Annotated in this window: 19 protein-coding genes; 8 read left to right on the top strand and 11 right to left on the bottom strand. The window is 71.1% G+C overall.

Annotated features, from left to right (window positions below):
- Window positions 1-9: 9 nt before the first annotated feature.
- Window positions 10-1,374 (bottom strand): NDP-hexose 2,3-dehydratase family protein, encoded by a 1,365-nt coding sequence (locus T398_RS03055; RefSeq protein ID WP_496444325.1) that lies wholly within the window; start codon window positions 1,372-1,374, stop codon window positions 10-12.
- A gap of 198 nt (window positions 1,375-1,572) precedes the next feature.
- On the opposite strand from T398_RS03055, the gene T398_RS03050 reads away from it, so the two are divergent.
- The 4 genes from T398_RS03050 (at window position 1,573) to T398_RS03035 (ending at window position 6,148) form a co-directional block, all read left to right on the top strand.
- A complete protein-coding gene (locus tag T398_RS03050; protein ID WP_496444323.1) occupies window positions 1,573-2,922 on the top strand; it encodes a nucleotide sugar dehydrogenase in 1,350 nt (449 codons plus the stop codon).
- Between the two features lie 5 nt (window positions 2,923-2,927).
- Complete coding sequence (locus tag T398_RS03045; protein ID WP_496444321.1) at window positions 2,928-3,923, top strand: NAD-dependent epimerase/dehydratase family protein; 996 nt, start codon at window positions 2,928-2,930, stop codon at window positions 3,921-3,923.
- A gap of 94 nt (window positions 3,924-4,017) precedes the next feature.
- Window positions 4,018-4,362 carry a YciI family protein gene (locus T398_RS03040; protein ID WP_496444319.1) on the top strand — a complete coding sequence of 115 codons (345 nt, stop codon included), beginning with the start codon at window positions 4,018-4,020 and terminating at the stop codon, window positions 4,360-4,362.
- A 202-nt stretch (window positions 4,363-4,564) separates the two neighbouring features.
- Window positions 4,565-6,148: an MFS transporter gene (locus T398_RS03035; RefSeq protein WP_496444317.1), complete on the top strand. Its 1,584-nt coding sequence runs from the start codon at window positions 4,565-4,567 to the stop codon at window positions 6,146-6,148.
- 151 nt (window positions 6,149-6,299) lie between these two features.
- Here T398_RS03035 and T398_RS03030 read toward each other — a convergent pair whose 3' ends face one another.
- Genes T398_RS03030 through T398_RS03020 form a run of 3 tightly spaced genes read right to left on the bottom strand, consistent with a single transcriptional unit; the run spans window position 6,300 to window position 10,251 of the window.
- Entirely contained in the window at window positions 6,300-7,673 is a 1,374-nt protein-coding gene (locus T398_RS03030; protein WP_496444315.1) for an FAD-binding oxidoreductase, read from the bottom strand.
- A gap of 11 nt (window positions 7,674-7,684) precedes the next feature.
- Complete coding sequence (locus T398_RS03025) at window positions 7,685-9,046, bottom strand: FAD-binding oxidoreductase (RefSeq protein ID WP_496444313.1); 1,362 nt, start codon at window positions 9,044-9,046, stop codon at window positions 7,685-7,687.
- Complete coding sequence (locus T398_RS03020; protein ID WP_496444311.1) at window positions 9,043-10,251, bottom strand: acyltransferase family protein; 1,209 nt, start codon at window positions 10,249-10,251, stop codon at window positions 9,043-9,045. The genes T398_RS03025 and T398_RS03020 overlap by 4 nt, the downstream gene beginning before the upstream one ends.
- Before the next feature lie 226 nt (window positions 10,252-10,477).
- On the opposite strand from T398_RS03020, the gene T398_RS03015 reads away from it, so the two are divergent.
- Genes T398_RS03015 through T398_RS03005 form a run of 3 tightly spaced genes read left to right on the top strand, consistent with a single transcriptional unit; the run spans window position 10,478 to window position 14,052 of the window.
- The gene (locus T398_RS03015) at window positions 10,478-11,683 is read left to right on the top strand and encodes an acyl-CoA dehydrogenase family protein (RefSeq protein ID WP_496444309.1); all 1,206 of its coding nucleotides are present in this window, start codon (window positions 10,478-10,480) and stop codon (window positions 11,681-11,683) included.
- A 46-nt stretch (window positions 11,684-11,729) separates the two neighbouring features.
- A complete protein-coding gene (locus T398_RS03010; protein WP_496444307.1) occupies window positions 11,730-13,133 on the top strand; it encodes a condensation domain-containing protein in 1,404 nt (467 codons plus the stop codon).
- 16 nt (window positions 13,134-13,149) lie between these two features.
- Window positions 13,150-14,052, top strand: a complete 903-nt coding sequence (locus T398_RS03005; protein ID WP_496444305.1) for a phytanoyl-CoA dioxygenase family protein — start codon at window positions 13,150-13,152, stop codon at window positions 14,050-14,052.
- Between the two features lie 50 nt (window positions 14,053-14,102).
- Here the strand turns inward: T398_RS03005 and T398_RS03000 are convergent, their stop codons facing one another.
- From T398_RS03000 to T398_RS02970, 7 genes are all read right to left on the bottom strand, one after another.
- Complete coding sequence (locus T398_RS03000) at window positions 14,103-15,668, bottom strand: 4-hydroxyphenylacetate 3-hydroxylase family protein (RefSeq protein ID WP_496444303.1); 1,566 nt, start codon at window positions 15,666-15,668, stop codon at window positions 14,103-14,105.
- Window positions 15,669-15,682: 14 nt separating this feature from the next.
- A complete protein-coding gene (locus T398_RS02995) occupies window positions 15,683-16,762 on the bottom strand; it encodes a DUF2855 family protein (RefSeq protein ID WP_496444301.1) in 1,080 nt (359 codons plus the stop codon).
- 18 nt (window positions 16,763-16,780) lie between these two features.
- On the bottom strand, window positions 16,781-18,172 hold the full coding sequence (locus T398_RS02990) for an NAD(P)/FAD-dependent oxidoreductase (protein WP_496444916.1): 1,392 nt from the start codon (window positions 18,170-18,172) through the stop codon (window positions 16,781-16,783).
- 95 nt (window positions 18,173-18,267) lie between these two features.
- Window positions 18,268-19,020, bottom strand: coding sequence for an SDR family NAD(P)-dependent oxidoreductase (locus tag T398_RS02985; RefSeq protein ID WP_496444298.1), 753 nt, complete (start codon window positions 19,018-19,020; stop codon window positions 18,268-18,270).
- Between the two features lie 57 nt (window positions 19,021-19,077).
- A complete protein-coding gene (cmdF, locus tag T398_RS02980; protein WP_496444296.1) occupies window positions 19,078-20,682 on the bottom strand; it encodes a tyrosine 2,3-aminomutase in 1,605 nt (534 codons plus the stop codon).
- A 3-nt stretch (window positions 20,683-20,685) separates the two neighbouring features.
- Window positions 20,686-23,931, bottom strand: a complete 3,246-nt coding sequence (locus tag T398_RS02975) for a non-ribosomal peptide synthetase (RefSeq protein WP_496444294.1) — start codon at window positions 23,929-23,931, stop codon at window positions 20,686-20,688.
- Between the two features lie 41 nt (window positions 23,932-23,972).
- Window positions 23,973-24,248: a phosphopantetheine-binding protein gene (locus T398_RS02970; RefSeq protein ID WP_496444292.1), complete on the bottom strand. Its 276-nt coding sequence runs from the start codon at window positions 24,246-24,248 to the stop codon at window positions 23,973-23,975.
- A gap of 310 nt (window positions 24,249-24,558) precedes the next feature.
- On the opposite strand from T398_RS02970, the gene T398_RS02965 reads away from it, so the two are divergent.
- Window positions 24,559-25,803, top strand: coding sequence for a cytochrome P450 family protein (locus T398_RS02965; protein WP_496444290.1), 1,245 nt, complete (start codon window positions 24,559-24,561; stop codon window positions 25,801-25,803).
- The last annotated feature ends 61 nt before the right edge of the window (window positions 25,804-25,864 follow it).

Genomic DNA, 25,864 nt, shown 5'->3' with positions numbered 1-25,864 from the left:
CACGTCGGGTCACAGGATGTTCAGGCAGAGCAGCAGGGTCCGGAGCTCGATGCCGAGGTGGTAGCTGTGCCGCTGCAGCGCCATCAGCTGCCCAACCGTGATCCACCGGAAGTCCGGCGGCACCTGCCGCGGGACGTCGTCGGCCTCCACGATGCGGTAGCGCGTCTCGGCGTGCAGGAAGCGGCCACCCTCCTCGGACTGGACAACGTCGTAGCGGACGTTCGCGCGGGCCGACAGCAGCTCGTCGAGGAACTCCGGGCGCCGGTCCGCGTGGACGTCGGCGTGGCCGCTCATCATGAACCGCACGGTAGGGCCGAGTTCCACCGTGTCCCGGTGGCCCGGCAGCACCTCGGCGCGCACCAGCGCGTGCAGCGTCCCGCCGATGCGCCGCACCACCAGTCCCGCCAGGACGAGACCGTGCGGCGCCAGCAGCGGCTGCTTCCAGCTGTGCACCTCGCGGGTCCGGGCGTGCACCCGGACGCCGACGATGTCGAACGTCCCCCGTTGTTCCGGGAAGATCCGGTCGGCGTCGCGCCGGTAGCCCGGCACCGCCTTCAGCGGGACCAGCCGGGCCGACATCTCCTCGGCGCACTTGCGGCCGGTGAACCAGCTGAGGACCCCGGTCATCGTATGCGCGCCGCCGTGGTCGTCCGCCGCGAGCGGTAGGCACCCCAGAACCGTCCGGGCGTCCATGTTGATGACGTTGCGCTGCCGGAGCAGCCGGCGGATCTGCCCGAGGGTCAGCCAGCGGAAGTCGTCACCGACCGGCACGTCGCCGCTGACCTCGATAACGACGTTGCGGTTGCGCTTGAGGTGGAACCAGGCGCCCTGCTCCGACTGGAGGACGTCGACGAGGACGCGGCCGCGGCCCGGCTCGGTGAAGTACTCGACATAGTGTGCGCGCCGTCCGCGGTGCACCCGGGTGTAGTTGCTGGACGTCGCCTGCACCGTGGGCGACAGCTGCACCAGGTCGGCGTTGCCAGGTTCCATCTTGGCCTGCAGCAGGAAGTGCAGGACGCCGTCAAACTCCTTGGCGATGATGCCGAGAATGGCGATGTCGCGTTGAACGAGAATCGGCTGCCACCATTCCCGGACGGGACCGTTGTTGCGCTGGACGTGTATTCCCTCGACGGTGAAGAACCGGCCGCTGTGATGCTCGAGGTTTCCGGTCACCGGGGCGAATCGCCAACCCTCCGGTTCGACTATGTCGTCGAGCGCGATGACGGTACTCTCGAACGGCTGCCGCCGTTTGCCGGCGAGCCAGCCGTCAACGTCCGGGCTCACCGGCGACTCGGTCGCCCGGGCCGAGACGGCGAGGCGGGCTGCCGGGTCCACCGGGGCGTTCCCGCCGAGCTGATCGAGTCGCGCCAACACCTACGGCCCCCTCTGAGTCGCATGACTGCGTGCATCGTCGTACGTCCGGAATCCGGGCGGCACCTTTTGTTTTGCGAAGCTCGGCTTGTTCTGCGGAGCTCGGCGGTGCGGATTCATGGCACCACGGAAGATGCGTCGCCGGAGAACGCCGGTGACGCTGTCGGTACGTTTCTCACATGATGCCCGGAGAGAAGTGACATGAAGTTCCTGCCTGATCAGGGAAATCCACGCATCGCGGTCATCGGAATGGGTTATGTGGGGTCGGTCGTGGCGGCGGCCCTCGCTGGCGAGGGCGCGGACGTCGTGGGGGTCGATCTGGATCCGGCCCGGGTCGACCAGCTGGCCCGCCGCCGCTGCCCGTTCAGCGAGCCCGGGCTGCCCGAGCTGCTGGCCGACGGCCTGGACTCGGGCCGGCTACGGGTCACCACCGACTACGGCCCGGTCTCCGCCGCCGACGTGGTGATCATCGCGGTGGGCACGCCGGTCCAGGACACCCAGCTGGTCGATGTCTACCTGCGGGAGGCCTGCACGGAACTGGCCGGCCGGCTGCGCCGGGGCCAGCTCGTACTCCTCAAGAGCACCGTGCCGCCAGGCGTCACCGGCACGGTCGTCGCTCCCCTGCTGCAGAGCCGGGGCCTGACCGTGGGCGAAGACTTCGGGCTGGCCTTCTGCCCGGAGCGGCTGTCTGAGGGGCGGGCCCTGCACGAGCTGCGGACGTTCCCGATCGCCGTGAGCGGATGGTGTCCGGACAGCGCGGCCGCCGCGGCCGCGTTCTGGCTGCGGATGATCGGCACCGAGATCATCCCCTGCACGTCGCTGGAGTCGGCGGAGACGGTGAAGCTGGCGACCAACTGGTGGATCGACCACAACATCGCGTTGGCCAACGAGCTGGCCAAGCTGTGCGGCGCACTGCATGTCGACGTTCTGGAGGTGATCGCCGCCGCCAACACGATCTGCAAGGGCACCGGCAACATCAACATCCTGCTGCCCAGCGTGGGCGTCGGCGGGTCGTGCCTGACCAAGGATCCGTGGATGGTGTGGCGGGCGGCCCGCGACCGCGGTGTGGAGTTGGAAACCATCCCCGTCGCCCGGATGGTCAACGACTCCATGCCGGGCTACACCGTCGACCTGATCGTCGAGGAGCTGGACCGGATCGGCCGGTCCCTGGGCGAGGCGAAGATCGCGGTGCTCGGCGTGGCCTTCAAGAACAACACCGGGGACCTGCGCGCGACCCCGGTACTCCCGGTGGTCACCGGGCTGCGGGAGGGCGGAGCCGAAGTCGCCCTCTTCGACCCGCTCGCCGACGCCGCCGAGGTGACGAAGGTCTTCGGGCTGGCCCCGGCCCGGACGGCTGAGGAAGCACTGGACGGCGCCGACTGCATCGCCGTGCTGGCGCGCCACGACCAGTTCGACGAGATCGACATCGTCGAGCTCCGGGAGACCGTGGCGCCCTCGTGCGTCATCGTCGACGGCCGTGCCTACTATCCGCCGGAGACCATCGCCCGGTTCCGGCGGCACGGTTTCGGCTACCGCGGCATCGGCAGGTGACGGCCGTGGCGCGGGTCGTGGTGACCGGCGGGTGCGGATTCCTCGGCAGCCACCTGGTCGAAGCATTGGTTCGGCGGGGTGACGAGGTCACCGTGTTCGACAGCGGATCGCCGCCGCCCGACCGCACGCCGTCGCCCGCGGTCCGCCATGTCAGCGGTGACATCCGGGACGCGGCACGGCTGGTCGAGGTGGTGCGCGACGGCGTCGACACGGTCTACCACCTCGCCGCCGTCGTCGGGGTGGACCGCTATCTCGACCGTCCGTTGGACGTCATCGACATCAACCTGTTCGGCACCCGGAACGTGCTGGAACTCGCCGCAAAGGCGGGCGCGAAGGTCGTCGTCGCGAGCACCAGCGAGGTGTTCGGGAAGAACCCGGCGGTCCCGTGGCGCGAGGACGATGACCGGGTGCTGGGCAGCACCGCCGTGGACCGCTGGAGCTACTCCTCCAGCAAGGCGCTGGGCGAGCATCTCGCCTTCGCCTTCGCCCGCGAGCGCGGGCTCCGCGCCGCCGTGCTGCGCTACTTCAACGTGTACGGCCCGCGGCAGCGGCCCGCCTTCGTTGTCAGCCGCAGCGTGCACCGGGCGCTGAACGGCCAACCTCCGGTGGTCTACGACGGCGGCGGCCAGACGCGCTGCTTCACCTACGTCCAGGACGCCGTCGACGCCACCATCGCGGTCGGTACCGACGACCGGGCTGTCGGCGAGTGCTTCAACGTCGGCAGCTCTGCCGAGACCACGGTGACCCGGCTGAGCGCCCTCGTCACGGAACTGACCGGGGTCGGGATCGGCGTGCCGGTGGACACCCGGGACCGGCTCGGCAGCCGGTACCAGGATCTGCGCCGGCGGGTGCCCGACACCACCAAGATCCGCAGCCTGCTCGGCTGGCGGGCCACCACGGATCTACGCGACGGGCTCGCCCGCACGATCGGGTGGGCGCGGCGGAACTCCTGGTGGCTGGCCCTGCCCGAGACCGGCGTCCAGCCGGAGCGCGGCCGCTGACCCCTGCGGATTTTTCTGACCGGCTGTCGAATCCGGTCCGGCCCGCGCGTCGGAACGGGCGTAGGGCAAAACACCGACTCCGAGGAGGAGCCTCATGGCCCAGTACGGGATCTTCGTCTACGCGCCGGCGCCGGCCGACCCGATGGACCTGCCGGCCGAGTACGAGAAGGCGCTGGAGACCTACCCCGACCAGGTGTCGGAGCTGGGCGCCACGCCGGTCACCGGGTTCGCGTTCCAGCCCAGCACCACGGCCACCTCGGTCCGCGGTGACGTGGTCTCCGACAGCACGTTCCACGGCGGCAAGGAGGTGCTCTCCGGGTTCTTCGTCATCGAGGCGCCCAACCTGGACGTGGCGCTGAAGGTCGGCAAGCTCAACCCGGCCACCCAGCACGGCGGCGGTGTCGAGATCCGGCCGCTGTTCGTCCCGCCGGAGGACTGAGACCGGCGGCCGGAGCCGGCCGCACCTGTGGGGACGCGTGCCGGCGCGGTTGGGTCGGCACGCGTCCCCGCCGCGGTGTCCCCCGGCCCACCGAACCCCTGATTTGACAGTGAAATCGCACGTCCGAGGTCGTCGATCGCGCTCCCAGTCGTTCGTCGGACGGATAGACGAGGCCGCATCAAGGACAGAGGAAGGATCTGCGATGGATACCCGTACCGAGAACGAGGTGCCCGCCCGCGCGGGCCGCCGGCAATGGTTCGGCCTGGTCGTTCTCGCCCTGCCGGCACTGTTGCTGTCGGTGGACATGAGCGTGCTGTTCCTGGCCATCCCGCACCTGACGCAGGATCTGCAGCCGAGCAGCGTCCAGCAGCTCTGGATCGCCGACATCTACGGGTTCATGCTCGCCGGGTTCCTGGTCACGATGGGCACCCTCGGCGACCGGATCGGCCGACGCAAGCTGCTGATGATCGGCGGTACCCTCTTCGGTCTGGCCTCGCTGCTCGCGGCCTTCGCCACCAGCGCGGAGATGCTCATCGGCGCCCGGGCGCTGCTGGGCATCTCCGGAGCGACCCTGGCACCGTCGACGATGGCTCTGATCTCCAACATGTTCAAGAACGAGAAGGAGCGCGGCACCGCCGTCGCGGTCTGGTCGGGCTGCTTCATGTTCGGGGGCGTGCTCGGTCCGATCGTCGGCGGGCTGATGTTGTCCTGGTTCTGGTGGGGTTCGGTGTTCCTGCTGGCGGTCCCGGTCATGGTGCTGCTGCTGGTGGCCGGGCCGTCCTTGCTGCCGGAGTACCGCAACCCCGACGCCGGCCGGGTCGACCTGCTCAGCGTCGCCCTCTCGCTGCTGGCCATCATCCCGCTCATCTACGGCCTCAAGGAGTACGTCGGCGACGGCTGGTCGGTGACGGCCGTCGCGACCATGCTCACCGGCGTGGGGTTTGGTGTCCTGTTCGTCCGCCGACAGCGCCGGCTCGACGACCCGCTGTTCGACCTGGGCCTGTTCCGGATCCGCGTCTACCGCAGCGTCGTGGTGCTGGCCCTGCTCGTCGGGGTCATGATGAGTGGCAGCCTGCTGCTGATCAACATCCAGTTGCAGCTGGTCGAGGGGCTCTCGCCCCGGGCGGCGGGCCTGTGGCTGGTGCCCGGTGTCGTCGCCACGCTCGTCGCCCTCTCGGTGACACCGAAGCTGGGCCAGATGTGGCGGCCCGCTTACGTCATGGCGGGCGGACTCTTGGTGACCGCCGTGGGTTGCGTCGTGCTGTCCCAGGTGCCCAGCGGCGGCGGCCTGGCCATGATCGTGACCGCGCTGGTCCTGATCAACATCGGTCTCGCCCCGCTGGTCGTGCTGGGCTACAACATGGTGCTCGGCTCGGTGCCGCCGGAGCGGACCGGCTCGGCGTCGGCGCTGTCCGAGGCCAATGGTCATTTCGGCCTGGCGGTCGGCATCGCCGTCCTGGGCAGCATCGCCACCGCCGTCTACCAGAACCGACTCACGCTGCCGGCCAACCTGCCCGCCGACGCGGCCGCCGCCGCCCGGGAGAACATCGCCACCGCCGCGGAGGCGGCCGGGAACCTCGGCGGCTCCCTGGCCGACGACCTGCTCACCTCCGCCCGTGAGGCGTTCACCGCCGGGCTCAACGTGGTGGGCCTGCTGGGCGCCGTCCTGTTCACCGCGATCACGGTGCTCACGCTGGTGTGGCTGCGTCACGTGCCGCCGATCCAGGACACCGAGGCCCCGGTCGCGAACGAGACGGAGGCTGCGGACGCGACCGCGCCGCACTGATCCATGCTCGGCTCCCGGAAAGGGGCCTCCGGCGTCGGGAGGACGCCGGGGGCCCCTCGTGGTTTGTCCCGCGAGCCGCAGCAAGCCCTGGAGCGCGGGAGCTGCGGCAAAGCCGGAAGCTGCAGAGCCGCGGATGCGGGCACGGCCGTGGTCAGCTGACCGCGGCGGGCGGGACGTTCTGGTTGAGGCGGAAGAGATTGTCCGGGTCGTACTTCGCCTTGATCTCCCGCAGACGATCCCAGGTACGCCCGGGGTAGGCGGCACGGACTCGCTCCGGTCCCTCATCGCCGAGGAAGTTGACGTAGGCGCCGTGGTCTCGACCGCGGATCGCCTCCGCGAACCGCCGGATCCACGCCTCGTGCGTCGCGGCTTCGGCGGCGTCCTCGTAGATCGCGGCCAGATTGACCATGATCCGGCTCCGGCGGTGCGCGAACGCGGTGGCCTCGGCGGGCACGCGGGCCATCGCGCCGCCCACCACGCGCAGCTGCGCCGCCGGCATCATCGCGGTGGAGCTGCGCAGGAAGTCGAGGATCGTTGCCGCCTTGGCCAGCCCGACGGCGTCGACGAACATCGTGTGCGACGCCGCCAGGGGGTGGAAGTCGTCGTCCTCGGGCGGGTAGAGGCCGCTGTACGGCATCGCGGTCACCATGTCGGCCAGTGGCGTGGCCAGCGCACGGAACGGCGCGAGGATCCGTTCACCGGTCTCCGGTGGGCCGGCGTAGCACAGGGTCGCCATGAGGACCAGCCGCCCGTGCTGCTCCGCGGGCAGGAGAGGCATGGGCGGGGCGGGCATGACGTTGGCGATGGCCGACAGCTCGTCGGGGGCGGCCTCGGCCTCGGCGACGAAGGACCGGATCACTTCGTCCGTGGCCGGCAGGATCAGCATGCCGCCGACGATGGAAGGCACCGGGTGCAGGCGAAACCGGAACCGGGTCGCGACACCGAAGTTCCCGCCGCCGCCGCGGATCGCCCAGAACAGGTCCGGATGATTGCTCTCGTCCACCCGGCGGATCCGGCCGTCCGCGGTGACGATCTCGGCTGCCAGGAGATTGTCGATCGTGAGCCCGTGCTTGCGGACGAGATAGCCAATCCCGCCGCCGAGCGTGAGGCCGCCGATCCCGACCGTGCCGGTGTCGCCGAACCCCGTCGCCAGGCCGTGAGCCTCGGCGGCGACGGTGTACTCACCGGCCGACAGACCCGCCCCCGCCCACGCGGTGCGGGTCGCCACATCGATGTCGAGGCCGCGCAGGAGCGCCAGATCGAGCATGATCCCGCCGTCGCTCACGCCGTGGCCGGCGTTGCTGTGACCGCCGCCGCGCACCGACAGCGGCATGCCGGTCTCCCGGGCCAGCAGGACCACCTCGGCGACCTGTGCGGCGCGGTCCGGCCGGATGACGACGGCCGGGCGGTGGTCCACCCCAGCGGGATACACCGCCCGGGCCTCGTCGTAGCCCACGTCGGCGGGCATGATGATTCGGCCGTCCAGCTGCGGACGCAGTTTTTTGATCTTGTCGGGCGACAGCATGGCGCGGCTTCCTAACAGTGGGGAAGGACGTCGTTGCGGAACCGGCCGTCCGGGTCGACTCGTGCGCGCACCCGGTGGACGGCCCGTGTCTGATCGGGGGTGAGATGCCGTTGCGGCTGCCGGCGGTTCTCCACGAAGGTCGGTGCGGTCCGTCCGGTGTCCCACGGGCTCAGGGCGGCGCGGATGGCCGCGCACCGGTCGGCGATCGCCGCCTCGTGTGTCTCGTCCGCCGGCGCGCCCGCGGCCGAGTAGACGTACCGGCCCGCCAGGTGACCCAGCGCGCCCGCGTCCGGTGGCGCGGTCGAGCAGGCACCGCCGAGCTGGCGCAACCCGGCCAGGATCAGCGGCGAGCCGGACTCACCGGTCGTCCGGAGGAACTCCGCGACGCCCTCGTCGCCGATCTCGTCGAGCAGCATGTGGTCGCCGGCGATGGGCACCGGAGAGGCCGGGTCCAGGTGGATGTCGAGGACGGCCGCGGGATCGGCGACCTGCCAGGTGTCGAGCATCGGTACGGCCGCCGCCCGCAGCGGGCCGAGCAGTTCCTCGGCGTGGTCACGCGCGGTCGGCAGGTCCTCCTCGGCCGGGCAGAGGACGACGCCGTCGATGCACAGCACCGGGCGCCCGCGCAGGGCCAGCGGCACCTCGGGCAGGTCAGGTAGGTTCAGGATGCGCACCGACGTCGTGACGTCCCGGGGCGCGTCCAGCGTCCACCGCTGCCAGATCGACAGGAGCCGCGGCGCGTGCTCCGCCGGCCAGAAGGTCGCGCCGGTGACGACCTGGGTCGCGGGGAACAGCTCGATCTCCACTGCGGTGACGACGCCGAATCCGCCCCCGCCGCCGCGCAGCGCCCAGAACAGCTCCGGGTCGTGGCCGGCGTCCGTTCGCACCACCGAGCCGTCGGCGGTGACCAGCTCGATGGCGCGGACCTTGTTGACGGCGAGCCCGACCTGCCGGCTGTAGAAGCTGAGCCCGCCGCGCAGCAGATAGCCGACGACGCCGACGGTCGCGGCCGAGCCGTGCGGCGCGGCCAGCCCGGACCCTGCGGTCGCCCGGACGACGGCACCCCAGCAGGTGCCTGCCGGGATGCGGGCTGTGCGGCGGGCGCTGTCCAGCTCGACTCCGCCGTCCAGTCGGGTCCGGATCAGCACGGTCCGGTCCAGGGGCGGCGCGGTCGCCGAGGCGTGCCCGGTGGTGTGCACCGCGACCCGTAGGTCCTCGCGCTCGGCACGGCGGAGCGCACCCCGGATCTCGTCGATGGTGCAGACCGTCGCCGCCGCCGCCGGTGCGAGCGGAGCGGCCAGGTTGAAGACCTGCGTCGCCTCGTCGTAGGCCGGGCTCCCGGGGAAGGCGAAGCCATCGGCCGGCACGGTCATGCCCGCGGTCCATCCGCCTCGGCCCGTACCAGGCCGGACCCCGCCTCTCGCCGCCCTTCCGGCTCGGCGAGTCTTCGCATGATCGGCCGTTGCACCAGGACGTCGTGCAGCCACGCCAGAAGCAGGGTAACGCCGAGGAGCAGGACGACGACGGCGATCCCGGTAAGCCAGTCGAAGCCGCCGACCAGCAGGGCCACGCCCGCGTTCAGGACCAGCAAACTCCAGAGGTAAAACGCCCAGAAGCGCCCGCCGAGCCACACTATGACGCGGCTGTTCAGCCAGCTCCGGCGCCCGGCGTGGTCGGCGGCGGCGAGCGCGGCGATGACCAAGCCCATCGGGACGGCCATGACCGCCACCATCGGGTACGTCAGTGGGAACAGCGGCGCCACGGCGTAGGAGACGACGAGCAGCATCGTCGCTCCACGGACCCCGAACGGCAGCCGGCGACCGGTCCGCACGATGCGCGCCAGGAGGATGCCCAGGACGAACTCGAGCATCCGCACCGGGGGAAACTTCGTGACGAACCAGAACTGCGAGTCCGGGACCCCGATGAACTCGTGCCCCGGATAGGGCGCGGCGAGATGGTCCGGGAGCGCGGTCGCGACGAGTGGAATGAGGAAGATCAGGGCCACCACACCGCCCGTCCAGGCCCACAGTCGCTCCGGCCGGATGCGACCGATCAGGGCCATCAGCACCGGGAAGCAGAGAGCGAACAGCAGCTCGCACGAGACCACCCACGACGAGGAGTTGAAGCTCGTCCAGATCTCCAGCTGCGGGAACCACGCGTGCAGGAGAGTGCCGTTGAGCACCGCCACCCCGGGATCGACCGGGAACATCGGCACGAAGGAGAACAGGACGATCGCCGCCACGAGCGTGATCAGGTGAGCCGGGTACAGCTCGAGGAACCGGCGCCACCAGAATCGGCGCAACCGCTCGCCCGGCCGCACCGACCAGGCCAGGGCGACCCCACTGAACAGGAACAGATAGCTGGTGGCCGCGGAGGCTCCCTGCCAGAAGACGACCGCCACGGCTCCCATGTCGGGGATCATCTGGAACAGCGGGGACTCGAAGATCGGGGTGAACATGACGCGGGCGAGGAACATCGTCGTCACCACGAGGATCAGCGCACCCGTCGCGGACGGCAGCTGAGAGGGGCCACGGGAGTTCGGTGACGCGGCGCCGCGGTCGTTACGCTTCCCGCTCAAGACTCATCCTCCTGCCGGCGGGGACGGTTGCGTTCTTGATCCTCGGTCGCGTGCCCGATCCGGGGCATCTCTCAGAATGTCGACTTCAATTTTTTTTTGACAGATCAGGGCGTCGTCGTCCGCCGGGGCCGGTCGCCGAAAAGGCACGGCACAGGAAGCCGCCGTCTGCGGCTCGCGGCAAGCTGGCGATAGCCGACCGCACCCACCTGTGACCGGAGGACCAGCCATGTCGAAGGGGCCGTTCCCGGCCAGCGCCACGTCGGCGCGGGTCGTCGCCGAGGCGGAGGCCCTCGCGCCGGTGCTGGTCGGGCGGCGGGCCGAGACCGAGGACCTCACCCACTACGCCGAGGACGTACACGAGGCGTTCCGGAAGGCGGGCTTCTACCGGATCCTGGTCCCCCGTCGCTACGACGGTCTGGAACTCGGGATGGACACGTTCCTGCGGGTCGTGCTGACACTGACCCGGGCGTGCCCGTCAACGGGGTGGATGTACTGCCTGGGGCACGCGCACGCGCACGCCGTCGCCACGCTGTTCCCCCAGCGGGCGCAGGACGAGGTGTTCACCGGGGGCGACTTCATCTGCCCGGCCACCGTCGTGCCCAGCGGAACCGCCGAGCGCGCCGACGGCGGTTGGGTGCTGAACGGCGTCTGGAACTACTGCTCGGGAGCCCCGTACGCGACGCACTTCATGGGGCACACGCTGGTTCCCACACCGGACGGAGGTCCGCCGGAGCCCCTGTTGTTCGTCGCCCCGCGCCGCACCTGGAAGCGGCTGGACGACTGGGGCACGTCGCTCGGCCTGCGGGGCAGCGGATCGCACAGCATCGCGATCTCCGGCGGCTTCGTCCCCGATCGGCTCACCCTCGACGGCCACCTGAGCCGGCTCACCGTCACCGGCGGTACGCCCGGGCTCCGCCTGCACGGCAACCCGGAGTACGGCGGCGGCCCCTTCAGCATCATGATCATGGAGGACGCGGTCCTCGCGCTGGGCATGGCGCAGGGAGCGCTCGACGCCTACGAGGAACTGATGGCGGCCCGGACCGCGCCGTTCTCGGCGGGCGTGCCCCGGACCGAGGACCCGGACCACCAGCTCTGGTACGGCGAGGCGGCCGCGCTGATCGCGACCGGCGAGGCGGCGTTCCGTGACGTCGTCCGGCAGTGGCTCGACGCCTGCGCCGAAGGCCCCGCGGCCTTCACCGCGGAACGCGAGCTGCGGATAGCTCTGATCTGCCGCGAGGTGGTCGAGCTGTGCTGGCGGGCCGTCGAGGGCAGGCTGTTCCCGACGGCCGGGTCCAGCTCGGTGCGCCGGGGACAACACATCGAACGCGTGTGGCGCGACCTGTCCATGTTGCACAGTCACGCGGGGGTCGCGGTCTTCCTTTCCACCATCGCGAAACGCGAGTACACCAAGGCACGGTTCGGCGTCGGATGACGGAATGCCGGGAGGCAGCAGCATGGGTGAGGCAGGTGGAAGCGGGATGCGCGAGGATGTGCGCACCCGGCCGGCGGATCCGGCCGGGGAGATACCGCTCTCGTTCAGTCAGGAGTTCCTCTGCCTGTTCGACAAGGGCGGCGAGGACGGGCCCTTCGGTGCGCGGTACACCATCGTGTGCGGCTGGTGGGTCCGCGGGACGGTCGACGCGGACGTCCTGCAGCGGGCGCTCGACGATCTGGTGGTCCGGCACGAGGCGCTGCGCACCAGGGTGGTCCGCGACCCCGGGAACAGGCACCAGCGGGTCTTCCCGCCGTCGTCCGCGTCGTTGCGGGTCCGCGACCTGCCGGGCATGGCCCCGCACGACCGGCAGCGCCGGGCGGAGGAACTGCTCATCGAGCTGGAAGCCGCCGCCCACGGCGCCGACGAGCTGCCGCTGATCCGAGCGGTGCTGGGCCGGTTCGACGACGACGACGCGGTGCTCGCGCTCATCGCGCACCACTCGGCGGTCGACGAGTGGTCGATGAAGGTGGCGATCCGCGACCTGGCAATGCTGTACGCCGTCCGGGCAGGCCACGAGCGACTCGCCCCGCCCGAGGTGCACCAGTACCGGGAATACGTCGCCTGGCACCGGGCACGCGACGGATCACCGGCGGCGGACCGGTCCCGGGCGTACTGGCGCGAGAAGCTGAGCGGCGCCCGGCTCGTGCCCACGCGGACCGATATCGCGCGGTCGGCCGGCGCTCCCAAGGCGACCGCGGCGTACCGTTTCGTGCTCGGCGCGGACACGACCACCGCGGTGCTCGCGCTCGCCCGGTCGACGCGGAGCTCCGCGTTCATCGTGATGCTCTCCGCCTACCTGGTGTCCCTTCGGCGGTCGACCGGCGCTACCGACCTCACGGTGACGACCTTCACCTCCGGCCGTGACCAGGAGCGGTTCCAGGGCACCATCGGACCCTGCATCGACCAGCTCCCGCTGCGCACGGACATCGCCGGCTGCCGGACCCTGCGCGAGGTGATCACGCGGGCCCGCGGGACGTGCTTCGAGGCATACGCGCACGCCCTGCCGTTCGGTCAGGTCCTGCAGGAGGCGCCGGAGATGGGGGCCACCTTCGCCGGTGACCGCACCGCTGTGCTGTCCTTCCAGGTGTTCCGGTTCCCGCTCGTCCTGGAGCGCGAGGTCATCGGCGAACTCGAGTACTCCGAGCTGCACCGGCGCCTGTCGCAGCCGGTGACCACGGAGATCCCCGACGGCGGGCTGTGGACCCTGGACATCGAGCCGTCCGGGGAGATGGCCGGCAGCCTCTGGTACAACACCAACCTTTTCGTGGCGGACACCATCGAGAGCATGGTGGCGGAGTTCCGCGCGTTGCTCGGCGAACTGCTGTCCGCCCCGGACGCCCCGCTGCCGTTGACGGGCCCGCTCACCGGATCGCACCACGGCAGCTGAAGAAGGAAGGGACGCCATGACCCACCTGCGCCGGTTCACCTCCGGAGCCGCTTTGGACGAGGTCGTCGAGGCGCTGGAGCACGACGGGGCGGTCGTCATCGAGGACTTCGTCGACCGGTCCGTGCTCGACGGCCTGTGGGCCGACCTCGGCCCGGCCCTGGACGCCCAGGCCTATTGCGACAACTGGTACGACGGCCGGCAGACCCGGCGGGTGTCGTCGCTGTTCAACCGCACCAAGCGGCTGACTCCCGTGGTCACGCATCCGCTCTACCTGGGCGCGGCGCGGGCGATCATGCAGAAGCCGCGGACCATCTGGATCGGCCGGTCGAGGCAGGAACTCACCCCTAACATCCAGATCAGCACCACCCAGGTGATCCAGATCCACCACGGGCAGGGCCGGCAGCCGCTGCACCGCGACGACGCGCTACACCTGCGCCGCCACCCCGGCCCCACCAGCCGGGTGCAGCTCATGCTGGCGATGAGCGCATTCACCGCGGAGAACGGCGGCACCATGATCATTCCGGGCAGCCAGCACTGGGACGACGAGCGCGCCCCCGACGTCAAGGAGGCGATCCCGACCGTCATGATGCCCGGCTCGGGCCTCATCTGGCTCGGCGGCGTCTATCACGGCGGAGGCCGCAACAGCACCCACGAGCCGCGGACCGGCATGACGATCGCCTTGGACCTGGGCAATCTCCGGCAGGAGGAGAACCAGTACCTGGCCGTTTCGAAGGAGCAGGTGCTCGCCTACCCCGAGGGGGTTCGCCGCCTGCTGGGCTACGACCGCTGCCCGCCGGGCGTCGGCTGGTTCGAGCAGCAGGACCCCTACGTCGTTCTCGAGGGTGACGGGCCCGGCGGGGTCGGCCCGCGCCCGGCCGGCGACACCACCGGCCTCGCCGGCGCCGTACGGGAACCCTGACCTGCACGCAACCGGCGGCGGTTGCGTGCAGGTCAGCCGTTGCGTGCAGGTCAGCCGTTCAGGGACCGGCCGCGGACCTCGCGCAGTTGCTCGAAGGCGGACAGGTCGGGCACCGTCCAGCCGTCCAGGTCGTACTCGGCCAGGCACTCGTCCACGAACGCCTTGTAGCCGTCGATCTGACCGCTCGCCTCCTGAGCGGAGAGCAGTTCGATCCGGGTGTTCTCGTGGCTGCCCGCGTAGTTGCGCTCATAGAGCTCGTGCCGCCCGGCGAACTCGGTGCCGACGGCGTCCCACAGCAGCTTCATGAGCTTGATGCGCTCGACCGCACCGGTGCCGTCGGAACCGCGCAGAAACCGGTCCAGGTACGGCCGGATCTCCGGGTTGCGAAAGTCCTCGGCGCTGGAGTTGACATAGATCAGGCCGCTCGCGATGTCCTGCTGGACGATCTCCCTGACCCGGGGGTAGCCGATCTGCATGAACCACCGGTACGCCAGCCCGTCGCGCGGATTGGGCAGCACCGCGCCGTTGTGCCAGGGCACCGGGTTGCGGGCCGCGGCGTCGGAGAGGGCCCAGAACAGGTTGCGCCAGGCCAGGACCTCCCCGATGCGGGTCCGCACGCCGCGGAAGTCCCCGGTCCCGGTCACCTCCACCGCCTTGGCGAGCAGACCGGCGATGAACTCAAGTTTCACCGCCAGCCGGGTGCAGCCGTGAAAGGTGAAGCGTTCGGGAAAGCCGGAGCGGCCGGTGAACAGCTGGACCTTGCCCAGATGGCCGTAGATGAAGACGTTCTCCCACGGGATGAACACCTTGTCCAGCACGAAGACGGTATCGTTCTCGTCCATCCGCGACGAGAGCGGGTAGTCGAAGGGGCTGCCCATCATCGCCGCCGTGGCGGTGTAGGAAGGCCGACAGATCAGCTTCAGCCCCGGCGCGCCCATCGGCACGGTCGCCACCAGCGCGAACCTCTTGTCCTTGATGGGCACCCCGTAATGCGCGATAAAATTGTAGTGGGTGAGCGCGGAGCCGGTGGCGACCACCTTGGCCCCGCTCACCACCAGGCCGGCGTCGGTCTCCTTCTCCACGTGCACGAAGACGTCGCCGACCTCATCCGGCGGGCGGTTGCGGTCGACCGGCGGGTGCACGATCGCGTGGTTCCAATACAGCACCCTTTCCTGCGACTCCCGGTACCAGCGCCGTGCATTGTCCTGGAACGGCTCGTAGAAGTCGGCGTTCGCGCCGAGCGTGCCGAGGAAGGACGCCTTGTAGTCGGGACTGCGTCCCATCCAGCCGTAGCTCATCCGGGCCCAGGCGGCGATCGCCCGCTGGTGCTCGACCAGGTCCTCGGCCGATCGGGGCGTGGTGAAGTACTTGTGGGTCCAGCCGTCGCTCCCGGTGTCGGTGGGCGAGGTGAGCACGGTGCGCTTGTCCGGATCGTGCAGCGCGTCGTACAGCCGCGCCGTCATCCGCACGGGATTGTGGAACGCCGGATGGCTGGTCACGTCCTTCACCCGGTCGCCGTAGAGGTAGATCTCCCGATCGTCGCGCAGGCTCTCGATGTATTCGGCACCGGTCATCGGCCGGGTCCGGCGCCTCTCGGGCGGCTGTGGTTCCGCCATCGGGTCCCTTCCTCTCAGGGCCGCAGCACGCTGCTCACGCCGGGTGGTTGCTCCCCGGCGATCAGCGTGCGGAAAGAGTCGACGATCGCCGCGGGGCCCCGGCCGCCGCGGATGTCGAGCCACGATCGCGTGTGCCGGACGAAGCGGCTCTCCGACGCCGCGTACCGGAGGTGATAGCTGTCCGCACCCTCGGCTGCGATGGTCTCCGCCTCGACCGCCGGCGTGAAGAACACCTCCGGCTCGGGGCCGGCCAGCCCTGGCGGCGGAAGGACGGTCGCCGTGGGGTGGGTGAAGCCGACGAGCACGGTCCGGCGCAGCTCGCCGCGAAAGCGCTCGCAGACCGCGGCCCGCCGGGACGGGTCGCCGGTCAGGTCGACGAACACGGCCGGTCCGGCGACCCTGAGCGACGGGAGCGACGCGTATGGGACGACGGTGTCGTACAACTCCAGGCCGCTTACGAACGCGGTGTGGCGGTCGGCGGTGAGACCGACGGCCCGGATCGGGACCCGCCGGGCGGCCAGCTCCTCGACCAGCGCGAGGGCCACCTTGCTCGACGCGCTGGTGATCACGACCGACCGGGCGCCAAGCGCGGCCTGGCGCTCGAGGAGGTCGGCCAGGTTGAACGCCGCGGGGTAGACCGGGTGCAGCAGGGCCCAGCGATCGTCCAACGGCCCGGGCTCCCCGACCAGTTCGTAGGTCCGGTACCAGGGGTGCAGGAAGTCACGCTGCGCCGTGATGTCGACGAACCCCCGGTCTCCGGGTTCGGCCGCCACCACGTGATGCGTGGACATCGGCAGGTAGCCGAAGTACCGGCCGCCCACGGCGACGCCCGGATGCCGGGACTCCTCGACCCGGGCGAAGCCCCAGACCGGCACCCGCCCGTATCCCGGCGGGCCGGGGAAGGCCCGCCAGAAGGCGATCACCGAGTCATCGCCGAACCGGGCGTAGGTGGCGTTGTTGACGGTGAGACCGAACCTCTCCACCGCGAGCCTGACCTCGCCCGGCAGCAGGGGATCCCCGGAGACCCTCCGGACCTCGCTCACCGTCAGATCGTCACGCTTGTACAGCACATCCCACTCGTCGCGGGCGCCCATGTCGTCTCCTCGTCCCGGTCAGGCCGCCGTGGCGGCGCTCGGCTCGGCGTCCTGCCCGGTGGCCCTCCCGACCGGGCGGGTCACTACGTGCGGCGGTCTGCTCTTGGGCCCGCGCAGCGACTGCAGCAGGATGCGCAGCAGCATTGCGGGGCGCTGCAGCGACTCCGGGCGCTCGACCTGTCCGGCGGCCCGTACGTAGGCGGCGGTGACCCTGCCGTCCCGGGTCGCGGCGATCTGCACCCGCTTGAGGAACGCCTGGGCCATCCGGACCGGCAGCGTCCGCTTGCCCTCGACGCCCGGGAAGCTCAGGTCGATGACGTTGGTCATCTCCCAGTGCGGGTCGAGGACGTCGCGCGCCAGATCCTTGAAGTAGTCCAGCGGCTGCGGGGCGGCCCCGGTGTGCAGGTGGCCGCGCAGCACGAGCGCGGCCTTCGCGGCCATCGTCATCCCGCCCGCGTAGACCGGGTTGAAGCACGACACCGCGTCGCCGGTGACCAGCAGCCCGTCGGGGAACCGGGGCATGTCCTCGTAGCGGCGGCGCATCGTGGTGGGGAACCGGAAGGCCACCGGCTCGGTGAGCGGGACGGCGTCCCGCAGCGCGTCGGAGTACTCGGGGACACCCAGCGAGTCGATCCAGGCGTACAGGCCCTCCTGGTCGGTCGGCGGATGCTCGCCGAGGATCGAGTACGTGGTCATCTCGACGCGGCCGCCGTCGGTCCTCGCGAAGATGCAGCCCCGGGGCAGCTTGGGGTGCGCGACCACGTTGATGGAAAGGTCGCCGTGGTAGGGATCGGAGTTGAGTCGGTAGTACTGGGTCACGTATCCCAGCCCGACCCTCTTCCGCTCCTCCGGGACCTGCGGGTAGCCGAGTTCGGCCAGCCAGACCGGGGTACGCGAGCCGCGGCCGGTCGCGTCGACCACGACGTCGGCGGCCACCACCTCCGCCCGGCCGTCGGCGAGGTGCTGGACCCGCACCCCGGTGACCCGGCTGCGGTCGGCGGTGGTCTCCAGGCCGAGGATGTCGGTGCGCTCGAAGAAGGTCACGTTGCTCAGCGCCTGCGTACGCTCGCGGACGTGCAGTTCGAGCTTGGGCCGGCTGGGGCCGATGCAGAGCATGTCGGCGTGCTGCTGTTCCAGCTGCCGACCCTGCATGTACCACCGCACGGTGCCGCCCAGGTCGCCCTTTGGCACGTCGTCGGCCAGCATCTCCTCGGTGATGCCGGGATACAGCTCCTCGATGGCCCGCTGACCCCCGGTCAGCAGGCCGTTGATGTGCCGACCCTGGGGGCAGCCGCGGCGCGCATCGGTCACGCCGACCAGCGCGTCCCGGTCGATGATCGCCACCTCGTCGTAGGCGTCGGCGAGCACTCTGGCCGCGAACAGGCCGGCGAGGCTCCCGCCGAGCACCACGGCACGAGTCGGAGTCTCGTAAGACATTCGGTCACTCCCTTGACTGGTATCCGCCGGACGGACGGCCGGCCTCCCGCGCCGGCCCTCCGCACGTTCTAGAAAGGAATCGATTTGATGAGTCCACCGTCGATGAGAAGTTCCTGACCGGTGATGTACGACCCCCGCGGGGACAGCAGGAACAGCACGCCGTCGGCGATGTCGGCGGGCTGCCCGAGACGTCCCAGCGCCACCTGGCTCCGGCACGCCTGCCGGGCCTCCTCGGTGGTGGCGATGCTGTCGAACATCGGGGTCACGACGTATCCGGGACTCACCGCGTTGACCCGGATGCCCCGCCCGGCCAGATCGGCCGCGAGGGTCTGCGCGAGATTGCGGACCGCCGCCTTGGTCGCCGCGTACACCGAGGTGAAGGCCATCCCCCGGTGCGTCAGCCAGGACGAGCTCAGCACGACCGATCCACCGTCGGCGAGCAGCGGCAGCGACTTCTGCACGGTAAAGAACACGCCCTTGAAGTTGACGCCGACGATGTGGTCGACGTCCGCCTCGGTGACTTCCGCGCTGCGGGCGAACGGTGCGACCCCGGCATTGGCGAACACGCCGTCCAGGTGGTCGAACCGCTCCCCGATGCGCTCCATCAGGTGCTCCAGGTCACTGGTGCGGGCCACATCGGCGGGCACGGCCAGGACGCGGTCGCCGGCGCCGAGGTCCTCCGTCGCAGTCTTGAGCCGATCCTCGCCGCGGCCGGCCAGCACCACCCGGGCCCCGGAGTCCAGCAGGAGCCGCGCGGTCGCTAGCCCGATGCCGCTGCCGCCACCGGTGATCAGTATGACTTTTCCCTCGAATTCGGCCATGAGCTCAGCGTGTCTCCTACGTCACCGCACCAGCATCTTCCGCAGTGCGTACCTCGGTCAGCACAGCTCGATGCCCGCGCGCTCGACGGCGTCCACGAACCGACCCTCGGCCAGCTCGCCGGCCACCAGCTCGATGTCGTCGGCCATGAACCGGTCCTGCTCCAGCGTGGGCACCAGCGACCGCACCTCGTCGTAAGTCGCCCGGCCGGCCGGGCTGAGCCGGTCGCGCCTGGCCAGCAGGTCCACCGCCTGCGCCGCCGCCAGGAGCTCCACGGCGAGGATGCGGTGGTTGTTGGTCAGCACCCGGCGCGCGTTGCGGGCGGAGATCAGCCCCATGCTCACGACATCCTGGTTGTCGCCGTTGGACGGGACGCTCTGCGTGCTGGCCGGTCCGATGGTCCGGTTCTCCGCGACCAGCGCTGTCGCCGGGTACTGCGCGCCCTCGAACCCGCTGTGCAGCCCGGGATCGCTGGCGATGAGGAACTCCGGGAGCCCGCCGCTGAGATACCGGTTCAGCAGCCGGTTGGTCCGGCGCTCGGAGATCACGCCGAGCTGGGTGAGCGCGATGGTGGTGAAGTCCATCGCGAACGCGACCGGCTGGCCGTGGAAGTTCGCGCCGTGGAACACCTCCGTGCCCGCGAAGAACAGCGGGTTGTCGTTGGCCGAGTTGAGCTCGGTCTCGAGCGTGCCGACGGCGTGGTGGAGCGTGTCGCGCACGGCGCCAAGGACCTGCGGGATGGCGCGCAGCGAGTACGCCTTCTGCAGGTAGACCTCGGTACGCGACACACCGTTGCCGGACTGCTGCTCCTGGGCCTGCCGCCGGAGTTCGACGTGGTCCACCGAGGAACGGCTGCCGCGCAGCAGCGTGCGCATGTTCGCGGCGGTGTCCATCTGGCCTCGGTGCGGCCGGGCGATGTCGTGTCCCTCGGCCTGGAACGGGCTGGTCGAGGCGCGCAGGACCTCCAGCACCAGGGCCGTGACGATCTCGGCCTGGCGCACCTGCTGCAGGGCGCGGCCCACGACCAGGGAGCCCAGGCCGGTCATCCCGGACGTGCCGTTGATCAGCGAGAGCCCTTCCTTGAACCGCAGCTCCAGCGGCTCGATTCCGTGCTCGCGCAGGACGTCGCCGGTCGGCACCCGCCGGCCGTGCCGCAGGACGTACCCTTCACCGATCACTGTGCTCGCGAGGTGCGCCAACGGGGCCAGGTCACCGCTGGCCCCGAGCGAGCCGATCTCCGGGATGGCCGGTGTGATGCCCAGGTTCAGATACAGCGCCAGTCGTTCCAGCAGTTCCGGCCGGACCGCGGAGTAGCCCTTGGCCAGGGCGTTCAGCCGGGCCACCAGGATGGCCCGTGCCTCGTCCTCGGCGAACAGCGGGCCGACCCCGGCGCTGTGGCTACGGACCAGGTTGGTCTGCAGCTCGACCTCTTTGGACCGGTCCACCAGCATGTAGATCATCTCGCCGTAGCCGGTGGTCACCCCGTAGACAGGCACCCCCTGCCGGACGGTGTCCTCGAAATTCTTCCGGCTGATGCCGGCCCGGGCCAGGGCCGACGGGAGCACCTCGCACGGCGCTCGGTCCTCGGCGATCCGTCGGACACCGGCGAGGTCGAGGTTCTCGCCGTCGATGTCCACCCTGACCCGGGGCTCCGCTAGCGTCATGGCTCATCCAATCGTGGTCGTGGGAGCGGCCGCGTCGGCTGATCTCACGGCGACGATGCGCGCGAGGTCAGCCAGCGAGGAATGGTCGAAGTAGTCTCGGAGCGAAAGTGCGACGCCGAACCGCTCGCGTATCCGATCGAGCAGCCGGAGAAGCAGCAGGGAGTGCCCGCCGGCCTGGAAGAAGGTGTCGTCCGCGCGGACCGGCGGGCGCCACCCGCCGGCCAGCAGGTCCGACCAGATCGCGGCCATCGCCGTCTCCGCCGCCGTCTCCGGCGGCCGGGCCGAGGGGGCTGCGGACCGCCCGGCCGTGAGCCGGCCCCGGTCGACCTTGCCGCCGGCGTTGCGCGGCAGCTCGGCCGCCTCGCGGAACGAGACGGGCGGTATCGCAGTGCCGAACCGCCGGCGCAGCACGGCCCGCCACGCCGCCGGGTCGCCGGCACTCGACTGTGCGGACCGGGGCACCACGTGCGCGACCAGGCGCGCCACCAGTCCGTCTGGCCGGGTGACCGGAACGACGGCGCACTCGGCCACCGACGGGTGAGTGGTCAGCGCCGCCTCGATCTCGGTGAGTTCCAGGCGGGTGCCGTGGAACTTGATCTGGAAGTCCCGGCGGCCCCGGAATTCCAGGAGGCCGTCCCACCGGCGGCGCCCGAGGTCTCCGGTCCGGTAGCAGTGACCGGAGATCCCCAGCTCCCGCGGGCCGCGGAGGGAGGCGAAGGCATTGTCGTCCGCGGCCGCGCCGCCCAGGTAGCCGCGGCTGACGAAGGGGCCACGGATGACGATGGTGCCGACCACCCCGGTGGGACAGGGCTGGTCCTGGTCGTCCAGCAGCAGGACCTGCCGCCCCGGGATGGACGTGCCGATCGGGGTCGTCCCGTGCACGGTGTCGGTTACCTCGTACCGGGTCGCCAGGATGGACTCGGTCGGGCCGTACAGGTTGACCAGCCGCACCCAGGGCAGCGCGACGCGCAGGCCGTTGGCCAGGTCGGCCGACAGCGCCTCACCGGCCAGCAGGAGGTGCTGGAGCGCGGTCAGGGGCCGGCCGGGAACGTTCTTTCCCGCCGTCCGCCTGCCGATCACCTCGAGGATCTCCCGGGCGAAGCTGGGCACCGTCTGAAAGACGGTGACGCGCTCGTCCTCGATCCACCGCACCATCCGCTCGGGATGCGCCCGGATCCGCTCCGGCACCGGGCACAGCGTTGCGCCGGCGGCCAGCGCCGCGAAGGTCTCCACCAGGCCGGCGTCGTATCCGGCCGCGGCCCACTGCGCCACCCGGGAGCCGGGTCCGATGCCGAACTCCCCGGCCAGCCAGGTGACGAACTGCGCGAAGCCGGCGTGGGACTGGGCGATTCCCTTGGGCCTGCCGGTCGAGCCGGATGTGTAGGCGATGTACGCCCGGTCGTCCGGCGCGACGGGCACCGGCGCCCGAGAGGTCTCCGGAAGGTGGCCGAGGGTCGCGACGTCGAGCACCCGGCCGCCAGGTTCCGCGCGGTACCACTCGCACAGGTCGTCGCCGGGCTCCTCGCCGTCGATCACCAGGCACGCGGGCCGTAGGCCGGAGAGCATTGCCCGGCCCCGCTCCCCAGCGTCACCCGGGCCGAGGCAGACCATGTGCGCCCCGGCGTCGAGCACGGCCAGCAGCACTGCGCACCGGCGGGGACCGGCCGGCATCCGGACGGCGACCGCCGCGCCCGCGACCCCGCCCAGCGCCTCGCCGACCAGTGCGGCCCGGATCCGGAGGTCGCGGTAGGTGAGGGTGTCGCCGTCCCACGCCACCGCGACCGCCGCGGGCGTTTCCCGCGCCCGCCGGTGGACGAGTTCGTGGACCGGCGGCACACCGGACGGGGCGTCGGCGATCCGATCGGCGTCGCGCACCGCCGCGCGGATCCGCCCGGGCCCGTCCAGGGGCAGCGCGTCTACGGCGGTGCCGGGCTCGACGAGGGCGGCCGCCAGCAGGGTGCCCAGCTGCTCGAGGATCCGCCGCGCCGACGCCTCGTCGAAGAGGGCGCGGCGGTACTCCAGCGAGCCCGCGACCGAGGGCCGGATCCGGTCCACCGTCAGCGTGAGGTCGGTGCGGGCCCGGCCGTCGTGGATCCGCTCCGGCCGGACCTCCGCGCCGGGAAGCTTCAGCTCGGCCCGGGGGGTGTCCCGGAACGCGTACAGCACATCCGCCAGCGGGAGCCGGCGCAGGTCCCGGTCGATGTCCAGAGTGGAGATCAGATCCGGGAACGGCACCTCGCGGCGGTCGAGCGCGTCGCCGGCGGACCGGTCCACCCGGTGCAGCAGCTCCCGGAAGGTGGGCCGCCCGGACAGATCGGCGCAGCAGACGACGAGGTTCTCCAGCGGGCCGACGAGGCCGGCGGAACCGGACGGCGGGCGCACCGCAACCGCGGCGCCCACCGCAACGCGCTGCTCGCCGCCGTAGCGGAAGAGCAGGGCCTGCAGGGCGGCGAGGAGCACCGTGAACGGCGTCGCCCGTTCCGCCTCGCACAGCCGGTCGAGCCGGCGCCGCAGGTCGCCGCCCCAGTCGAACTCCACGATGCCGCCGGCCGACGAGGGCGCCGCCGGACGGGCGCGGTCCACCGGCAGCGTCAGGGGAGGCGGAAGCGGCGTGAGGGCCGACCTCCACCACTGCAGCATCCGCCGGAACTCCGGTGTGGACGCCTGCTCGCGCTGCCACCAGGCGTACCGCGCGAACCCGGGCGCGCGGCCAGCCACCGCGCTGCGCGCCCCGGTACCGGCTGACTCGGCCGCGTAGGCCGCGGACAGCTCGTCGACCACCACCGACATCGAGGCATCGTCGGCGATCGCCCGGTGCAGCAGCAGGACGACAACGTGCTCCCGGGCACCTAGCCGGGCCACCGAGAGCCGGGCGAGCGGGCCGTCGGCCGGCCGCATCGGCGTGGCGGCCCGGCTCGCGATCCACCACGCCGCCGCCGTGTCCCGGTCGGTGACGGGCACCGCGCCGGAGCCGGCGAACGACAGCGGGGCGTTCCGCCCGGCGGCGATCCGCTGCATCGGTACCCCGCCCCGCTCGGTTAGCGTGGTCCGCAGGGCGTCGTGCCGGTGCACCACCGCCTGCCACGCGACGCGCAGCGCCCCGCGGTCGAGATCGCCGGTCACCCGGTAGGCCCGGCACACGCAGGGGCCGGGCGCGCCGGGGTCCAACGCGTTCAGGAACCACAGTCCATCCTGGGCGGCGGACGTCTCGGCCCAGCCGGCGCCGCGGGTACGGGAGGACCCTGTCATGCCCGCTCCCCCACCTCTCCCTCGTGTCACACGACGCCGCGTCAGCGCGACGAGGACGAGGACGCCTTGGCCACCACGGTCCGGGTGAACTGCTCCAGGGTGGGGTCCTCCTCGAAGATGTCGCCGACGTCGACGAAGACACCGAGCTCCTCCTCGATCCACGAGACGATCCGGACGGCCGCGATCGACTCCCCGTTGAGCTCGAAGAAGGTGGCCTCGCGCATCCCCGCCTGCACCTTGAGGACGCGGTTCCAGATCTCCCCGACCCGGTTCTCGATCTCCTGGAGTCGCAAGTCGCTGTGGCGGGTGTCGTTCATGTCAGGTCCTTGTCTGTCGAGCCGACTCCAGTTGGCTTCGGGCACGGTGAACGGCCCGTCGTGAGGTGGTGGAGCGCCCGCGGTGGGGCGAGTGCCCTCCGGTGGCGGGCGAAGGCGCTCAACGAAGGGGCTTACCTGCGGAATCGTTGCATCGCCCCGCAGCCCGGTCTTCTCTGTGAATGCGGACCGGTACGGCGGGGCGCCAACCCGCCCGGCAATGCTCGCAATCTGCGAGGTGCGCCCCGGATTTGGCCGCTGCGAGACTGGCGCTGGCCGGCGAGGTCCCATTCGTACGGACAAGGAGTCACCCATGCCCGACCGTTGCCCCGTCCTAGACCCCAGCGGCAGGGACATCCACGCCGAGGCCGACCGCCTGCGCGCGCAGGCCCCGGCGGTCAAGGTGGAACTGCCAGGCGGCGTGCACGCCTGGTCGATCACCAGCTACGACGTCGTCAAGCGGTTGCTGCTCGACCGCAACGTCACCAAGAACGCCCGCAACCACTGGCCGAAGTTCATCAACGGCGAGATCCCACCCGACTGGGAGATGATCAGCTGGGTCGCGATGGACAACATGGTGACCGCCTACGGCAAGCACCTCGTCCGGCTGCGCCGGCTGATCGCCAAGGCTTTCACCGCGCAGCGCGTCGAGACGGTCCGGCCCCAGGTGGAGAAGCTCGTCGACGAGTTGCTCGACGGGCTGGCCGCCGAAACCGGCGAGGTGGTCGACCTGCGGGAGAAGTTCTGCTATCCGCTGCCGGCCCTGCTGATCGCCGAGCTGATCGGGATGACCGAGCAGCAGCGGGCGCAGACCGCCAAGGCGATGGACCTGATGGTGGACACCACGGTCAGCCCGGAGCAGGCGCAGGCCATCCTCACTGGCTGGCGCACCGCGATGGACGAGCTCATCGCCGCCAAGCGCCGGGAACCCGGCAAGGACATCGCCAGCGACCTGATCGCCGCGCGCGACGACGAAAACGGCGGCCAGCTGACCGACTCGGAGCTGACCGACACGATCTTCGCGATCCTGGGCGCCGGCTCGGAGACCACCATCAACTTCCTGGACAACGCGGTGACCGCGCTCGTCACCCACCCCGGCCAGCTGGAGCTTGTGCGGTCCGGCCGGGCCGGCTGGGACGACGTGATCGACGAGGTGCTGCGCGTGCAGTGCCCGCTGGCCAGTCTGCCGCTGCGGTACGCGGTGACCGACATCGAGCTGGACGGCGTGACCATCCCGCAGGGCGATCCCATTTTGATCAACTACGCCGCCGCGGGCCGCGACCCGGCGCTGCACGGCGACACCGCCGGCGAGTTCGACGTCACCCGGGAGCACAAGGAGCACGTCTCCTTCGGCCATGGCCCGCACTACTGCCTCGGCGCGGGGATCGCCCGGCTGGTCGCAACCATCGGCCTGTCCCGGCTGTTCGAGCGGTTTCCGGACCTGCGCCTGGCGGTGCCGGCGGAGGAACTGCAGCCGCTGCCCACGTTCATCATGAACGGCCACCGCGGCCTGCCGGTCCGGCTGGTCCCCGCCCCCGCAGCCGCGACCGCCGTCTGAGGCGCCCGACGATCGACGCAATCTCAAGGAAGTGGCCGGCCACGGGCGGGTGCGACTCTCG

It is taken from the genome of Salinispora goodfellowii, assembly GCF_059570675.1.
Note: the sequence above shows the minus strand (reverse complement) of the source record. Positions and strands in the feature narration are given on the sequence as shown.

What these genes read in the sequence shown, in the direction of transcription:
- T398_RS03015 (WP_496444309.1), top strand. Translation starts at nt 10,478, where the DNA reads ATGTCGAAGGGGCCGTTCCCGGCCAGCGCCACGTCGGCGCGGGTCGTC.
- cmdF (WP_496444296.1), bottom strand. Translation starts at nt 20,682, where the DNA reads ATGACGCTAGCGGAGCCCCGGGTCAGGGTGGACATCGACGGCGAGAAC.
- T398_RS03025 (WP_496444313.1), bottom strand. Translation starts at nt 9,046, where the DNA reads ATGACCGTGCCGGCCGATGGCTTCGCCTTCCCCGGGAGCCCGGCCTAC.
- T398_RS03040 (WP_496444319.1), top strand. Translation starts at nt 4,018, where the DNA reads ATGGCCCAGTACGGGATCTTCGTCTACGCGCCGGCGCCGGCCGACCCG.
- T398_RS03035 (WP_496444317.1), top strand. Translation starts at nt 4,565, where the DNA reads ATGGATACCCGTACCGAGAACGAGGTGCCCGCCCGCGCGGGCCGCCGG.
- T398_RS03050 (WP_496444323.1), top strand. Translation starts at nt 1,573, where the DNA reads ATGAAGTTCCTGCCTGATCAGGGAAATCCACGCATCGCGGTCATCGGA.
- T398_RS02985 (WP_496444298.1), bottom strand. Translation starts at nt 19,020, where the DNA reads ATGGCCGAATTCGAGGGAAAAGTCATACTGATCACCGGTGGCGGCAGC.
- T398_RS02965 (WP_496444290.1), top strand. Translation starts at nt 24,559, where the DNA reads ATGCCCGACCGTTGCCCCGTCCTAGACCCCAGCGGCAGGGACATCCAC.
- T398_RS02975 (WP_496444294.1), bottom strand. Translation starts at nt 23,931, where the DNA reads ATGACAGGGTCCTCCCGTACCCGCGGCGCCGGCTGGGCCGAGACGTCC.
- T398_RS03030 (WP_496444315.1), bottom strand. Translation starts at nt 7,673, where the DNA reads ATGCTGTCGCCCGACAAGATCAAAAAACTGCGTCCGCAGCTGGACGGC.
- T398_RS03000 (WP_496444303.1), bottom strand. Translation starts at nt 15,668, where the DNA reads ATGGCGGAACCACAGCCGCCCGAGAGGCGCCGGACCCGGCCGATGACC.
- T398_RS02995 (WP_496444301.1), bottom strand. Translation starts at nt 16,762, where the DNA reads ATGGGCGCCCGCGACGAGTGGGATGTGCTGTACAAGCGTGACGATCTG.
- T398_RS03010 (WP_496444307.1), top strand. Translation starts at nt 11,730, where the DNA reads ATGCGCGAGGATGTGCGCACCCGGCCGGCGGATCCGGCCGGGGAGATA.
- T398_RS03005 (WP_496444305.1), top strand. Translation starts at nt 13,150, where the DNA reads ATGACCCACCTGCGCCGGTTCACCTCCGGAGCCGCTTTGGACGAGGTC.
- T398_RS02970 (WP_496444292.1), bottom strand. Translation starts at nt 24,248, where the DNA reads ATGAACGACACCCGCCACAGCGACTTGCGACTCCAGGAGATCGAGAAC.